This window comes from Bradyrhizobium sp. URHC0002 (assembly GCF_054059515.1).
The window spans coordinates 4184413-4198761 of sequence record NZ_JBSSCF010000001.1; the positions used below are offsets into that span (position 1 = coordinate 4184413).

General features: G+C 63.6%; 12 protein-coding genes. 6 read left to right on the forward strand and 6 right to left on the reverse strand.

Annotated elements, in window-relative coordinates:
- Window positions 1-72: 72 nt before the first annotated feature.
- Window positions 73-1128 carry an AI-2E family transporter gene (locus ACVWVY_RS20215; protein ID WP_456632260.1) on the forward strand — a complete coding sequence of 352 codons (1056 nt, stop codon included), beginning with the start codon at window positions 73-75 and terminating at the stop codon, window positions 1126-1128.
- 91 nt (window positions 1129-1219) lie between these two features.
- A complete protein-coding gene (locus ACVWVY_RS20220) occupies window positions 1220-2476 on the forward strand; it encodes a tetratricopeptide repeat protein (RefSeq protein ID WP_456628032.1) in 1257 nt (418 codons plus the stop codon).
- A gap of 183 nt (window positions 2477-2659) precedes the next feature.
- On the opposite strand, the gene ACVWVY_RS20225 is transcribed toward ACVWVY_RS20220, so the two are convergent.
- The 5 genes from ACVWVY_RS20225 to ACVWVY_RS20245 all read right to left on the reverse strand — a co-directional run bounded on the left by ACVWVY_RS20225 (window position 2660) and on the right by ACVWVY_RS20245 (window position 8751).
- Window positions 2660-3520, reverse strand: coding sequence for an adenylate/guanylate cyclase domain-containing protein (locus ACVWVY_RS20225; protein WP_456632261.1), 861 nt, complete (start codon window positions 3518-3520; stop codon window positions 2660-2662).
- 164 nt (window positions 3521-3684) lie between these two features.
- Window positions 3685-5430 carry a metallophosphoesterase family protein gene (locus tag ACVWVY_RS20230; RefSeq protein WP_456628033.1) on the reverse strand — a complete coding sequence of 582 codons (1746 nt, stop codon included), beginning with the start codon at window positions 5428-5430 and terminating at the stop codon, window positions 3685-3687.
- A 36-nt stretch (window positions 5431-5466) separates the two neighbouring features.
- Entirely contained in the window at window positions 5467-5988 is a 522-nt protein-coding gene (locus tag ACVWVY_RS20235; RefSeq protein ID WP_456628034.1) for a DUF1269 domain-containing protein, read from the reverse strand.
- Window positions 5989-6397: 409 nt separating this feature from the next.
- Window positions 6398-7333, reverse strand: a complete 936-nt coding sequence (locus ACVWVY_RS20240) for a diacylglycerol/lipid kinase family protein (protein WP_456628035.1) — start codon at window positions 7331-7333, stop codon at window positions 6398-6400.
- A gap of 146 nt (window positions 7334-7479) precedes the next feature.
- Entirely contained in the window at window positions 7480-8751 is a 1272-nt protein-coding gene (locus ACVWVY_RS20245) for a hypothetical protein (protein ID WP_456628036.1), read from the reverse strand.
- 76 nt (window positions 8752-8827) lie between these two features.
- On the opposite strand from ACVWVY_RS20245, the gene ACVWVY_RS20250 reads away from it, so the two are divergent.
- On the forward strand, window positions 8828-10027 hold the full coding sequence (locus ACVWVY_RS20250; protein WP_456628037.1) for an MFS transporter: 1200 nt from the start codon (window positions 8828-8830) through the stop codon (window positions 10025-10027).
- On the opposite strand, the gene dgcA is transcribed toward ACVWVY_RS20250, so the two are convergent.
- Complete coding sequence (gene dgcA, locus ACVWVY_RS20255) at window positions 9997-10992, reverse strand: N-acetyl-D-Glu racemase DgcA (protein WP_456628038.1); 996 nt, start codon at window positions 10990-10992, stop codon at window positions 9997-9999. The genes ACVWVY_RS20250 and dgcA overlap by 31 nt on opposite strands.
- A 136-nt stretch (window positions 10993-11128) precedes the next feature.
- On the opposite strand from dgcA, the gene ACVWVY_RS20260 reads away from it, so the two are divergent.
- The 3 genes from ACVWVY_RS20260 to ACVWVY_RS20270 all read left to right on the forward strand — a co-directional run bounded on the left by ACVWVY_RS20260 (window position 11129) and on the right by ACVWVY_RS20270 (window position 14051).
- Window positions 11129-12262: an MlaE family ABC transporter permease gene (locus ACVWVY_RS20260; RefSeq protein ID WP_456628039.1), complete on the forward strand. Its 1134-nt coding sequence runs from the start codon at window positions 11129-11131 to the stop codon at window positions 12260-12262.
- 2 nt (window positions 12263-12264) lie between these two features.
- The gene (locus ACVWVY_RS20265) at window positions 12265-13035 is read left to right on the forward strand and encodes an ABC transporter ATP-binding protein (RefSeq protein WP_456628040.1); all 771 of its coding nucleotides are present in this window, start codon (window positions 12265-12267) and stop codon (window positions 13033-13035) included.
- Between the two features lie 110 nt (window positions 13036-13145).
- Complete coding sequence (locus ACVWVY_RS20270) at window positions 13146-14051, forward strand: MlaD family protein (RefSeq protein ID WP_456628041.1); 906 nt, start codon at window positions 13146-13148, stop codon at window positions 14049-14051.
- Window positions 14052-14349 lie beyond the last annotated feature (298 nt).

Here is a 14349-nt window from a genome sequence, read left to right on the forward strand (position 1 = left end):
ATCACGTTGTGGCGGGAGGCCTCGCCGCCCTTGCCGCCGTTCGGCGTAACTGACAATCTCCGATTGCTGAAGATCGAAGGAGCCCAAAATGGGGTAAGCTTCGGGCTAAAGGTCACGACAGGAATCATCGCGGCGGTGCTGGTCGTCGCGGCGTTGGCGCAGGCGAGCAGGGTATTCGCGCCGCTTGCGGCGGCCATATTCATCATCGCCATCGTGTGGCCGGTCCAGAAGCAGTTGCAATCGTGGATGCCGAAGCTGGTCGCGCTGGCGATCACCGTCGTCGTCACCGTGGCGATCTGTCTCGGCTTTGCCTCCCTCGCGGCCTGGGGCTTTGGTCGCGTCGGACGATCGCTGGTCGCGGAGTTGCCGCGCTACCAGGCTTTCTATGCGGAGATGGTGACCTGGCTGGATGGCCACGGCATCTCGGTCGCCGGACTGTGGGCCGAACATTTCAACGTAGGCTGGCTGCTGCGCGCGACGCAGTATGTCACCGGGCGCGTCAATACCACGCTCAGCTTCTGGGTGATTGCCCTGATTTACGTCATGCTCGGACTTCTCGAAGTCGAGAACGTCAGGCAGAAGATCGAGCAGCTGGATAACCGTACCGCAGCAGGCGTACTGCTCGAAGGTAGCGCCGCGACCGCGGCGAAATTTCGAAGATACCTGCTGGTGCGGACGAAGATGAGCGCGGTGACCGGTCTGTTGGTCGGCATTTTCGCCGCGATTACCGGGCTGCCATTTGCATTCGAGTGGGGCGTGATCGCCTTCGTGCTCAATTATATCCCGTTCATCGGCCCTTTCGTCGCCACGCTGTTTCCCACCTTGCTGGCGATGACGCAGTTCGAGAGCTGGCCTGCCGTGCTGGGCCTCTTCGCCTGCCTGAACGTCATTCAGTTCGTGGTCGGCAGCTACATCGAGCCGCGGGTGGCCGGCACGATGTTGTCGATCTCGCCCGTCATGGTGCTGTTCTCGATCTTCTTCTGGACGTTCCTGTGGGGCCTGTTCGGAACTTTCATCGGCGTGCCGATCGGGCTTGCAATCCTGACCTTCTGCGCCGCCCACCCGTCAAGCCGCTGGGTCGCCGATCTGTTCGGCGGACCGGATCAGATGAAACCGGGCAAGCTCTAATACGCCTACGATGGCAGAATGCCTGCCGTTGGGGCTAAAGTCGTCACGCCCACAGGTGTCGCGTCGGAGCGCAAGGCGGAGGAGGAACAGCATGGCGGCGCGCGGATCAGGTGGACTGCTGCTTTGCGTGGCTCTCCTGCTTGCGATGCCGGCGCAGGCCGCCGCGCCGGCCGACCGGAACGAGTGCGACGCCAGCGCCGACAAGCCCGACGTCGCGGGCGCCGCCTGTAGCCGCATCATCGACGATGTTAGCGCGCAGGCGGCAGAACGCATCAAGGCCTTCAAGAATCGGGGCCGCGGCGCCTTCAACGGCAAGGATTACGACCGCGCGATTGCCGACTACGGCGAGGCGATCAAGCTCAGCCCGAAGGACGCCTCGGCCTTTGCGCACCGGTGTGAGGCCTACGAAAGCAAAGAGGACCACGTCGCCGCCATTGCCGATTGCACCGAGGCGATCAAGATCGATCCGAAATATGGCTGGGCCTACAACAACCGTGGCGTCGCCTACTACGGTCGGCATGAATACGACGCCGCGCTGGCCGACCACGCCGAGGCGATCAGGATCGATTCCAGGGATGCGTGGGCCTATGCCCGCCGCGGCATGGCGAGGACGGAAAAGGGTGAATTCGACCAGGCGGTCGCCGATCTCACCGAGGCGGTCACAATCGATCCGAAATACGCCTTTGGTTTCGGCCAAAGGGGGCAGGCACTCTTCAGGAAGAGGTTGATCACGAAAAAAGGTGGATGGGAGCCCGCGATCGCAGACTACAGCGAGGCAATCAAGCTCGATCCAAATCTGTTTTGGCTGTACAGCTCGCGTGGCGTTGCCTACAGCAACAATCGCCAATACGACCTCGCCGTTCCCGATTGCAGCGAGGTCATCAAGCGCGAACCCAAAAATTCCGGCGGGTACAATTGCCTGGGCGTCGCTTACGAAGGCTTGAGGGACTATCGCCGCGCGATCGCTGCCTATGATCAGTCGATCAGCATCAATCCAAGGAACGGCGTGGCATATTGGAATCGCGGCAATGCCAATACGGCGCTGCGCAAGATCGATGACGCGATCCGGGACTATAACCAGGCGATCGCGATAAACCCCAAGGACTTCAACGCTTTCAACTCGCGCGGCAAAGCCTGGGTCGCAAAGGGTGACAGCAACCGCGCGATTACAGATTTCACGCAAGCGATCCAGTTCGATCCGTCCTATATCGAAGCCTACAACAACCGCGGACTCTCCCAGGAAGTGCTGGGCCGCCGCGCCGAGGCGATCGCCGATTTCCGCAAGGCACAATCGATCGACCCGGCCGACCGGGTCAGCAAGCAACAGCTCCGCGTGCTCGGTTTCTGACCGCGTGCCGTTCAAATTCTGTTCAAAGCGCGGACCCGCGATCTGACTCGTCTGCTTTCGGGGTGATGAGCGGACCAAAGCTAAACGGGTGCCGAGGTCAGTTGGTGACCCAAAACGCCCTTCACCAGCCTTCCGAAATATTCAGTTCAGCACGAAAGAAAGCGTTTGCAGCAACCGAGCCGCTCACTCCCGACGCTTTCCGCGATCCTCATTTCGATCCGAAGCAGATCCGCGCCGGAGCACGGTGCGCAGGATGCCAATGAACAGCAACGCTGCGACCGGCCAATGAAACCAGATTCGGTGCAGACCGGTGAAGACATTGATTAGAATCAGAAAGCCCGAAACTGTAAGGGTCGCGGCAATGGGACGAGGCAGGTTCGCTAACTGATCCGTGATTGAGCTCATCCACGCGGATCGCTCGTATCGGGCGCGAGTCCGTTGAGCGCCAGTTTCCGAGGCTGCAACCGCTCCAGCTTGAGGAGTAGCGCTTTTGTCAACGGGGAAGCGATGTCGCCCGACGCCGCCCATCGTAACTTGATAGCTGATTACGGGAACAACGTTCTTCATCTCTTGCTTGCCGAGGCAGTCAAAGCCAACGGATAGTTTGTTGTGCACTTGATCGTAGACGGAAGCGGAGACTACGACGCCACCCGGCTCGGCGAGTTCTTGCAGCCGCGCCGCGATGTTGACCCCGTCGCCAAAGATGTCGGAACCGTCCACCATCACATCTCCTAGATTGATGCCGATGCGAAACCGCATCTGGTTTGCGTGAGGTGGGTCCGACTCCTGATTAGAAATTTCCTGTTGAATCTCGACCGCACACTGCACGGCCTCGACAACGCTGGCGAACTCGGCGATTACGGCGTCGCCCCAAGTGTTCACGATCCGCCCGTCGTGGCGCTCCACCAATCCTGCAATGGCGTTGCGGTGGCGGCGCAGCGCGCCCAACGTTCCCGCTTCGTCTGCTCCCATAAGGCGAGAATAGCCGTGCACATCGGCGCACAGCACGGTGGTCAGGCGGCGTTTCACCTTGTCGTCGGTCATCGACCGCATGTTAGCCTCGCCGACTGCTAAATGCATCAGGCTTCGGCTCGTACCACAGCCGTTCAATGGCCGGTCTTGGCACTTTTCAGAAGTGCCCCGCCAAGCTGACGTCCGTTGATGGGGGGCAAAGCCCACACCAGGGGTCGGGCACGTCATCCCCGAATTTATGAGTGTACGCCCTGGGATTTTTTCTCGCCGGCAATCTCCACGCGCTGCGGCGGCCGCAGACCAAGCTGTCCCTCCGGCCCAGCCGTCAGCGTGTGAATATAGAAATGCGTGACCGCATCATCGGTCGCGTTCATCACCGGCGAGGGCGCGGAGATGATCTTCAACGGACCGCATGCGCCGATCCAGTCGATATGGCGGTGGCCGTGCATCACCACGGCGCGACCGGCCAGCGTTTCCAGCCTGCGCACGAACCAGCTGCCGTTGATCAGTGCCGTACCGATGCGTTCCGAGAATGCCTTCACCGGCATCGGATACTCCACCACATGGTGGTGCAATGCGACGATCCAGCGTGCTGCCGGATAGTGGCGGATCGCCGCCTCGCAGCGATGCATCTGTTCGACGCATACCAGCCCGAGCGCGTTGGTGAAGGAAAAGTGGGTCTCCGCATTGGAGTTCAGGATGGCTATTCCGAGGCCGTCTTCCGCCTCCGGCGGCAGGATCATCGGAAACTGGTCGTCGAACAGGCCACGCAGCGCCGCTACACGGCGCAGGCCGCCATGCTCCGCAAGCGCCACGATCGCATCGCGGTGCGGCGCCAGCGCCTCGTTCAGCGTTACGGTCGATTTTCCCAAGCCATCGACCACGCGCACGCGATCGCCTTGCACAGCCGCCATTGCCGACAAAGTGCGGATTTGCCGTAACCGCTTGCCCGGGCTGAACGGCAGGTCGAGCCGGGCCGGGTTGGCGCGGTCGACGATGTTGACGTCGTGATTGCCCGGCAACATCACCGTGCGCGCGGCAAGTTCCGGATGATGCGCCATGGCGTCGAGGAATGTGGCCCATTCACTGGCGCGGCCGGCGTCGGTCATGTCACCGCTGATGAGGATGTGATCGAGTGGATCGCTCGCATGAATGGCGGCGAGTTGCGCCAGGACCCGATCGAGCCGGCCATTGCCGCGCGGGCCCGCCCGGCCGCTCTCGATGCGGAAGCCGTATTGTTCGGCAATCACGTGCAGGTCCGACAGATGCGCAACGCGCCAGCTACGCCCTCCAGATGGCGCGGCATCGAACGCGGCGAGATCGACGGGTTGCGGCATGCTGGCATCCGCAAATCCCCACACCAGCGATGCGACCGCCAGATATGCCGACAGCAGCACGATGGCATTGGCGAGCGTCGGCACGGCGAGGCGATGCAGCAAGACCAGGTCGTTCCAGCCTCCTGTCCAGCGCGAGGCAGGCCAGGCCGCGATCGCGACCAGCACCGCGCATGTCGACAGCACGATGGCTGCTCCGATCGAATTGGCGCTGCGCAATTGCGCCCGGCCGGCGAGGGTCAGGTTCTTGCCCCACATCCGTTCCGTCAAATGACGCAACGCCTCGCGTCCGAACGCGTAGCCGGGCTGCACGGCGAGCGCGTTGAGCGACCAGAAACTGGTCTCGGCAGTCCGAAACAGCGGCCGCCATCCGATCCATCCCAGCGCGACGATCGCGATCAAAGCGATCACCGTGCCGACCTCGGCCAGTGCGGCAAGCCGTTGCGACACTTTCGAAAACCAGGCGGACGCCAGCAACGGCGCCAGGCCCAGCAGCACTGCCGGCAACAGCAGCAACACCGCCCAGGCAAACAGCAGCTTGGGCAGACTGATTTCGGCCAGCAGGCTGCCGGCGATGGCGAGCAGGGACCGCTGCCCGGGACTGGCGGCATCGTCCTCGATATCGCCTTGGCGCGGATCGATCAGCATGCTGTCCCGGGTGCCGGCGGACTTCGGTTGCTCCGCTCAGGCAGCGTTTGTTTTGGGCGCGGCCGGCTCGGTGCTGGCTTTCGCCAGCGCGTCGCGAAGTTGCTGCTCCTTGGTATCGTCAAGCGATGTCTTGAGCACGGTGCCGCCTGCGTCCTGAATCTCCCGCAGCACCTTGTCCGCGGTCATATTCTTGATCAGGACGAACAGCGCCGCGTTGCCGGGCTGCAGTTTGCCCGAGAGGTCCTTCATGAAGGCGTCATCGAGACCGTAGTCCGTGAGGGCGCCGCCGAGCGCTCCGGATGCCGCGCCGAGCGCAACGCCCAGGATGGGATTGAGGAAGATCACGCCGATCAAAAGTCCCCAGAAGCTACCCGACATGGCGCCCACCGCCGTCGTATTGACGAGCTGGTTCAGCTTGACGGGACCGGCTTCGGTCTTAACCGCAATCACGGCATCGCTGATCGTGATCAGATATTCCTTTTGCAGCTTGAACAGACGCTGCCGCACTTCTTCAGCCTTTGCCTCGGATGGATAGATGATCGCGACTAGATCTGACATCTCCGTATCCTCCAACTCGATATGATGGACATGATGTAAGGCCGGTAGGGCACGTTCTTGACGGGTCAAACAACTTCGGCCGCGCAGCGCGCTACGTCGCTGCCGGCAAGTCCGTTGGCGGTGAACGACCCGGCAAGGAGCTGTCGATCTGTCAGTGGCAAGCGACCGGGTCCCTCAGTGGCCGCGCGGCTCGAACCCACCGTATCACAACCTGCGAATCAACGGATCACGCTTCGCTGATCGGGCTCATTATACGGTGCCCGGTCAAACTGGTTCTAATTCGCCGAGCTTTGTCGATGCATCTTCAGCGTCGTGCGATTTGTCACAAAGTGTTGGGGTGGAACACACCTGCCGCAAACCGACTTTAAGGTTGTGGAGTTTGCTTGATACACGCTCGAGCGGCGGGCCGCTATCGGTGGACTGCCACCTTGAGATGAAACGGCAGCACCGTGACCGACATCGGCAATTGTCCGATGCTTTCGCCGTCGACGTCGGCGCGGACCATGCGGTCGCTGTCGATGGTGATCCGGGTCGCGAGGCGCCGCGAGACTTTTGGATGCGCGAGATAGCTGCCGTCGGCGAGGTTGGGGACGATCTTGGTCAGGCTTTCCCAGCGACCCATGTCGCCGACCAGGATCAGGTCGAGCTTGCGGTCGCCGGGGTCGGCGCCCGGCGCGAGCATCAGGCCTTCGCCCGCGCCATCGAAGCTGCACAGCATCAGCGACCACATCGGCATGTTCTGCTCGGCTTCGTCGTCGATCCTGATGCGGTAGTCGCGCGGACTATAGGTCAGCGACGTGAACGCCGTCATCAGGACGTAACTGATCGGGCCGAGCCGCTTCAGGAGCGGCACGCGCTGCGCGCGCCAGGAAATCGTGGCGGCAGCGCCGACGATCGCGAGCACGAAGCCGTAGCGCGTCACTTGATCGCCCGCATAACCCTTCGCGTCGGCGCGGAATACATCGATGTCGCGGGTGTGGCCCATGGCGATGGCCTTGCTGGCCTCGCCGAGCGAGAGTTGGCCGAAGGAGCGGGATAGTTCGTTCGACGTGCCGCCCGGCAGTTGCGCCAGCACGAGGTCGGGCGCGATCGGCCGATCGTCCGCGATCACGCCATTCATCATCTCGCTGAAGGTGCCGTCGCCGCCGACGGAGACCAGACGCCGGTAACCGGCATCGACCGCTTCCTGCGCCAGCTTCGTCGCGTGATTGCGCGCGCGGGTCATCGCAATATCGTCGTCATCGATCGGGCCGAGATGCTTTTCGAGTTCGGCCCTGATCTGCGGCCAGCGCTTGCCGCAACCGCCCTTGTTCGCCATCGGATTGACGATGATCCTGGTTTTCACGGCGATCCCCGCTTGCGAAGACAATCGCGTCAGCTTGACCTCGGCGGAGGTATGAAGCAACCGGAAAGCGAACTATTCGCAGATGCAACAAATGCTGCAGACGCGTTGTGGAAGCTGGGAGAGCTTCGAGCGGCGATGGAGGCCGCTTACGAAAAGAACGCGATCTTCTCGGCCTGGCTCATGCGCCGGATCGGCGCCAGTGGATCGTTGGCCGCCGTGACCGGCTTTCGCAGCATGCCGCTGGCGATGAGGCTCGAGCCGAGCGACATTTCCACCGCTGGCGCGGGCGCCGGTGCGGCGGCGGGCGGCAGGGGTTGAACCACCTGTTGGACCGGCGGCGGCGCCGGCACGGCGACCGGTTCGGGCGCTTTGGCGACGATCACGGGGGCGATCGGCGCAGGCTCCGCAAGGCGGATTTGTTCGGCTACCGCTTCGGCGATCTCGTCGTCGCTGATCGGATCCGGCGCGCCCATCTCCATCGCGATCATGTCGAGGACCGCCTCGTCCTGGGCGTCGGCGTCTTGGGGGGCAACGTCTTGGGAGGCAATGTCTTGGGGGCCGGCGTTCTGGACAGCAGCTTCCTGGACAGCGGCTTCCTCGGCCGCGGGGATCTCGGCGGCCGGCGGCGTTTCCGGTTGCGTCAGCACGGCTTCGGCGGACTTGGCCGGCGAAGCGGACATTGCCTCGGCAGCTTTCTGTGCCAAAAATGTTTCGACCATCTCCGCGGCCGCGGCCATTTCGGGCGTGGCCGGGGAGGGCGCAGCCGCTTCGGTCTCGGGAGCCGGGCCTAACGCGTGGTCGTCGTCGCCGAATTCCACAAGCCGGCCCTGGAGGGCGGCAAAGGCCGCACGCAGCCCGGCTCTCGCCTCTTCGGAGGAGAACTGGTCGGTGCCCTTTTCGATGACGGTGACCTGCGAATCGATCAGGTCGCAGATCCGCCCGTCATTGCCAATTTCCCGCAACCGCCAGGCGATTTCCCGCAGCACCCGCGCACCCTTGCGGACCGGCGCCAGTCGCTGTTCCAGCGCGAGGCTGTCGAGCGCCTCCACCGCCGATTCCTCGGCCGCTTCGACCGAACTGCGGATGGCGGCGAGTGCCTCGGTCAGGCGCTCCTGCGCCGCTGCCGCCGCAGCGACGGCCTCCGCGGCCTGCTGCGCCGAAAGGCCTTCCTCGCGCTGGAGGCTTGCCTCCCGCTCAAGGGTCTCTTCCCGCTGGGCGTCGAGGTTTTGCTCGATCCGCGCTACCGCGTCCAGCACCATGCGGGTGTCGGCATTGCGGTTGCGTTTGGCGTATTCGGTCAGGAACCAGCGGCCCCGCGAAGTCTCCATGAAGGCTTCTGCGATCGCGGCATAGTCTTCCTCGCGCGGCAGCGTGGCGCGTGCTGAGATCGGCGAAAGGGCAAATGCTTCGTCGGCCATGTCAAACTCTTCGCGCAAATCAGCGCGCATTGCGATAACGAAACAACACGATATTGCCCGAATCGCAAATGAATTGATGCCGAGCGAATCACAAATCCCCATAGCTTCTCAAGAAGCATCGAAGCGATTCGCGACGCGCGTGGCGCTGTTCTACGGCACGCTGTTCGGCATGACCGGCACCCACCTGCCGTTTTTCACGGTCTGGTTGAAAGCGGTCGGGATCGATCCGTTCTGGATAGGGCTGATCACGGCCGTGCCCCCGGTGACCCGGTTTACGGTGCTGCCGCTGGTGACGGGCCTTGCGGAACGGCGTCAGGCCTTGCGCGGCGCCATCATCGTGACCGCCTTTGCCACTGCTTTGGGCTTTTCCATCCTGGGCACCCAGCATTTGCCGGTGCTGGTGTTCCTGATCTACGCCCTGACCTGCTGCCTGTGGACGCCGATGGTGCCGCTGACGGACGCCTATGCGTTGCGGGGGGTGAAGCGCTACGGCCTCAACTACGGACCGTTGCGGCTGTGGGGCTCGGCCGCCTTTGTCCTCGGCGCGCTGGTTTGCGGGGTGCTGCTCGACCTCATCGCCGCCCGGAACCTGATCTGGATCATCGCGGGCTCAGCCGCGATCGGGGCGCTGGCGAGCCTCGCGCTGCAGCCGCTGGACGACACCCGGGCGGCCCGCCCGGGCACCGGCAGCGCGAGCGCGTTGCTGCGCGACGGCGGCTTTATCGCTGTTATCGTGGCGTCAGCGCTGATCCAGGGCAGCCACGCCGCCTATTACATTTTCGCGTCGATCGCCTGGCAGCAGGCGGGATATGACGGGCTGACGATTGCAACGCTGTGGGTCCTGGGCGTGATTGCCGAGATCGTGCTGTTCGCGCTGTCGCCGCGATTCACCCTGCAGCCGTCGATGCTGGTGGTGATCGCGGCACTGAGTGCCGCCGCGCGCTGGGCGATAACGGCGCAGGACCCGCCGCTTGCTGTTCTCGCGATCGTCCAGCTCTCGCATGCGCTGAGCTTCGGGCTGACGCAGGTCGGCATCATGGGATTGATGCTGCAGCACGTGCCCGGCCATGTGATGGCGCGCGCGCAGGGTTATCTGACCGCTTGCGGCGGCATCGTCGCCGGCCTCGCGTCAGTCGCGTCGGGTACGATCTACGGGAGCTTGGGCCAGGGCATCTATTACGTGATGGCCGCAATGGCCGCCCTGGGCGGGCTGGTGGTCTGGCTGGCGCGGGACCGGCTCTCGCGTCAGCCCCACAAGGCCGCTTCCGGCGGATAAACCAGACTGCCGTCGTACCGCAGCCCGCCATCGCGGTCGTGCGCCAGCAGCAGGGGACCATCGAGATCGACGAATCTGGCCTGTTGCGCCAGCAGCATGGCCGGCGCCATCGCCAGCGAGGTCGCGACCATGCAGCCGATCATGATTTCAAAGCCGAGCGCGTGCGCGGCGTCCGCCATGGCAAGCGCCTCCGTCAGCCCGCCGGTCTTGTCGAGCTTGATGTTGACGGCGTCGTAGCGCACGCAAAGGCCTTCGAGCGAGGCGCGGTCATGCACGCTTTCGTCGGCGCAGATCGCGATCGGGCGCTTGATGCGCGCCAGCGCCTCGTCGCGCCCGGCAGGCAGCGGCTGCTCGACCAGCGTGACGCCAGCGTTGGCGCAAGCGGCCAAATAGTATTCGAGATTGTCCGGCGTCCAGGCTTCGTTGGCATCCACGATCAGTTCGGATTCCGGGGCCGCCTTGCGTACCGCTGATATCCGCGCGTCATCGCCGTCCCCGCCGAGCTTGATCTTCAGCAGCGGCCGGTGCGCGGCCTTGGCGGTGGCTGCCGCCATGGCTTCCGGCGTGCCGAGCGAGATCGTGAAAGCGGTGGTGCAGGGGCGCGGTGCCGGCCGGCCGAGCAGGCTCCAGACCCGTTGACCCGAGCTCTTGGCTTCAAGGTCCAATAGCGCGCAGTCCAGCGCGTTCCGGGCGGCACCTGCGGGCATCGCCGCCTGCAGCGCCTGCCGGTTCAGTCCCCTCGCAAGCGGTTCCTGCATTGCATTAAGCGCTTCCAGCGTCGCTTCAGGTGTCTCGCCATAACGCGGGTAGGGCACGCATTCGCCGCGGCCGCTCGCGCCGTCATGGCTCACGGTGGCGACAACCGTGATGGCCTCGGTCTTGGCGCCCCGGCTGATGGTGAAAGCGCCTGCAATCGGCCAGCGTTCGATGCTGACGGCAAGCTTTCGAGATAGGCTGGAAGTCATTTTAAAATCTGCAATTTTCTGAACCGCAAGCTTGCTCGCTGCAACCAACTATGGCTGGTTAGGGACAGATTCTACAAGGCAGGCGGCGTGCGGAACCTGACGTTTTTCAGGGCGCGCATTGGCCTAAGGGATGGGCATGAGCGGCAACCCGACATTGGAGCGGATAGCCAGGGGCAACGCGCTGGCGCTGTGCGCGACCGGCGCCTGGACGGCCCGCTTTGCGCCGGTGCTGGAACGAATGGTCGCCGACGCCGAGAAGCTCGGCGGCACCCGGCCCAACGTCTTCATCGATGCCTCCCAGGTATCGAAGCTCGACACGTTCGGCGCCTGGCTGATCGAGCGGCTGCGGCGAAGCCTGACCCAGGGCGGCGTCGAGGGCGAGATCGCCGGGCTCTCGGCCAATTATTCGAGCCTGGTCGACGAGGTGCGCCGGGTAAAGGCCGAGCCGATCGTCGAAACTGACCGGGTGACGATCACGGGCATGCTGGAGCAGATCGGCCGCGCGGTGGCCGGCGTCGGCGGAACGTTGATCGGATTGATCGAGATGCTGGGCGCGGTGCTATCAGCGGCCGGCCATGTCCTCATTCGCCCCCGCGGCTTCCGCCTGACCTCGACCATCCATCATCTGGAGCAGGTGTGCTGGCGCGCGGTGCCGATCGTGGTGCTGATCACGTTCCTGATCGGCTGCATCATCTCGCAGCAGGGCATCTTCCATTTCCGCAAATTCGGCGCCGATATCTTCGTGGTCGACATGCTGGGCGTGCTGGTGTTGCGCGAGATCGGCGTGCTCCTGGTGGCGATCATGGTGGCGGGCCGCTCGGGCTCGGCCTACACCGCCGAACTCGGCTCGATGAAGATGCGCGAGGAGATCGACGCGCTGCGCACCATGGGCTTCGACCCGATTGAGGTTCTGATCCTGCCGCGGATGCTCGCGCTGGTGCTGGCGCTGCCGATCCTCGCCTTTCTGGGTGCGATGGCGGCGCTTTACGGTGGCGGGCTGGTGGCCTGGCTCTATGGCGGCGTCGATCCCGAAGCCTTCCTGCTGCGGCTGCGCGACGCTATCTCGATCGACCACTTCATCGTCGGCATCATCAAGGCGCCTGTCATGGCTGCCGTGATCGGCATCGTCGCCTGCGTCGAGGGGCTGGCCGTGCAGGGCAGCGCTGAATCGCTCGGCCAGCACACGACGTCCTCGGTCGTGAAGGGGATATTCTTCGTGATCGTGATGGACGGCGTGTTCGCCATCTTCTTCGCATCGATCGGAATGTGACCATGGCGGGCGAGATTTCCGACGCCATCATCCGGGTTCGCGACATTACCGTGCAATTCGGCAAGACGCGGGTGCTCGACGGGCTCAACCTCGACGTCAAGCGCGGCGAGATTTTGGGATTTGTCGGTCCGTCGGGCGCCGGAAAATCGGTGCTGACGCGGACTATCATCGGCTTGGTGCCGAAGATCGCCGGACGCATCGAGGTGTTCGGCGTCGATCTCGATGCTGCAAGTCGCGCGGAGCGCCGCGCCGTCGAGCGCCGATGGGGCATCCTTTTCCAGCAGGGGGCGCTGTTCTCCTCGCTCACGGTGCGCCAGAACATCCAGTTTCCGGTGCGCGAATATCTCAAGGTCTCGCAGCGGCTGCTCGACGAGATCATGGTGGCCAAGCTCGGCATGGTCGGCTTGCGGCCTGAAGTCGCCGACCGTTTTCCCTCCGAACTCTCCGGCGGCATGATCAAGCGCGTGGCGCTGGCCCGCGCGCTCGCGCTCGATCCCGAACTGGTGTTCCTGGACGAGCCGACCTCGGGGCTCGACCCGATCGGCGCCGGGGATTTCGACGAGCTGGTGCGCACCCTGCAGCGCACTTTGGGCCTGACCGTTTTCATGGTAACCCACGATCTCGACAGCCTTTACACGGCCTGCGACCGCATCGCGGTTTTAGGGAACGGTAAGATCATTGCTGCAGGTTCCATTGCCGACATGCAGGCCTCGCAGCATCCCTGGCTCAGGCAATATTTTCATGGCAAGCGCGCCCGCGCGGTCATGGGTTGAGCGCGGTCACGAGGCGGGCATCGGTCTTGATGAGATCTTGCTCGAACAAGCGATAAAACGGGTCTGATCGGCGAAGCTGAGCAGACCCAGGTTTCGGAGTACCTTGACTTATGGAAACGCGGGCGAATTACGTCCTGATTGGGGCCTTCACGCTGGCGGTAATCGCCGCCGCGTTCGGCTTTGTGCTGTGGTTTCAGAGCCTGCACACCGCCAAGCAGCGCAGCCCGATCCGCATCGTGTTCGAAGGCCCGGCGTCCGGCCTGCGCAATGGCGGCAGCGTCAATTTTAACGGTATCAGGATAGGTGAGGTTGTATCGGTCAAGCTCGACAACCCGCGGCGCGTGGTCGCATTGGCGATGGTCGAGAACAACGCCCCGATCCGCAAGGACACGCTCGTCGGCCTCGAATTCCAGGGACTGACCGGCGTCGCGGCGATCTCGCTGAAGGGCGGCGAGGAAAACGCCGCTGCCGTCCCGCTCGACGAGGATGGCGTGCCGATGCTGACCGCCGATCCCAGCGCGCTGCAGGACGTCACGGAGTCCATCCGCGCCACGCTGCAGAACGTCAACCGGATCGTCGCCGACAACCAGGAGTCGGTGAAGAACTCGCTGCGAAATCTCGAGACCTTCACGGCCGCGCTCGCGCGCAATTCCGAGAAGATCGACAATGTCATGCTCAGGGTCGATGGCGTGATGGGCAAGGCCGACAGCCTCATGCTCGGGCTGAACACGATCGCGGGCGGCGCCGCCGGCGGCGAATTGAATTTAATGGTGAAGTCGATCCGCGAACTCGCCGAGGATTTCGACAAGCGGTCGGGCGCACTGATCACCGACGGTCGCCGCACCCTTTCCGACATCAGCCGCGCCGTGAACAACTTTGACCGCAACCCGAGCCGGGTGATATTCGGCGGAAGCAACAACCCCGCGCCGGCGGAGGCAACCGCTGCAGCGCCGCCGAGGGCGGCACCGCCCGCGGCGGCTCCACCGAGAGCGCCAAGCGGGCAGAAGCGGCAGTAGGCCAGTTTTTTGTCACTGCATCGGCATGCGATCTGCGATGACAGAAAATTGCGAGCGCAGCGAAGTCGTAGCCCCGCCAACGGTATACCAAAAGATCAGACCCCAGCGAGGGTGGTTGGCGGCTGATTTCGCTTCGCTAATCCACCCGACGACTGCCAACCGAGTTTTCCAAGAAGCCGCAATTGAGCGGGCTAACGACGCTATTTTGGATAGATCCAAGGTGGATAAGCGTCATTTTCAGCATAGAAGATGATCAGGTTCACCTTTTCTTGCTCCGAACACCGTTCAGCTTCTGGCG

What these genes read in the sequence shown, in the direction of transcription:
- ACVWVY_RS20220 (WP_456628032.1), top strand. Translation starts at nt 1,220, where the DNA reads ATGGCGGCGCGCGGATCAGGTGGACTGCTGCTTTGCGTGGCTCTCCTG.
- ACVWVY_RS20225 (WP_456632261.1), bottom strand. Translation starts at nt 3,520, where the DNA reads ATGACCGACGACAAGGTGAAACGCCGCCTGACCACCGTGCTGTGCGCC.
- ACVWVY_RS20230 (WP_456628033.1), bottom strand. Translation starts at nt 5,430, where the DNA reads ATGCTGATCGATCCGCGCCAAGGCGATATCGAGGACGATGCCGCCAGT.
- ACVWVY_RS20235 (WP_456628034.1), bottom strand. Translation starts at nt 5,988, where the DNA reads ATGTCAGATCTAGTCGCGATCATCTATCCATCCGAGGCAAAGGCTGAA.
- ACVWVY_RS20245 (WP_456628036.1), bottom strand. Translation starts at nt 8,751, where the DNA reads ATGGCCGACGAAGCATTTGCCCTTTCGCCGATCTCAGCACGCGCCACG.
- ACVWVY_RS20250 (WP_456628037.1), top strand. Translation starts at nt 8,828, where the DNA reads ATGCCGAGCGAATCACAAATCCCCATAGCTTCTCAAGAAGCATCGAAG.
- dgcA (WP_456628038.1), bottom strand. Translation starts at nt 10,992, where the DNA reads ATGACTTCCAGCCTATCTCGAAAGCTTGCCGTCAGCATCGAACGCTGG.
- ACVWVY_RS20260 (WP_456628039.1), top strand. Translation starts at nt 11,129, where the DNA reads ATGAGCGGCAACCCGACATTGGAGCGGATAGCCAGGGGCAACGCGCTG.
- ACVWVY_RS20265 (WP_456628040.1), top strand. Translation starts at nt 12,265, where the DNA reads ATGGCGGGCGAGATTTCCGACGCCATCATCCGGGTTCGCGACATTACC.
- ACVWVY_RS20270 (WP_456628041.1), top strand. Translation starts at nt 13,146, where the DNA reads ATGGAAACGCGGGCGAATTACGTCCTGATTGGGGCCTTCACGCTGGCG.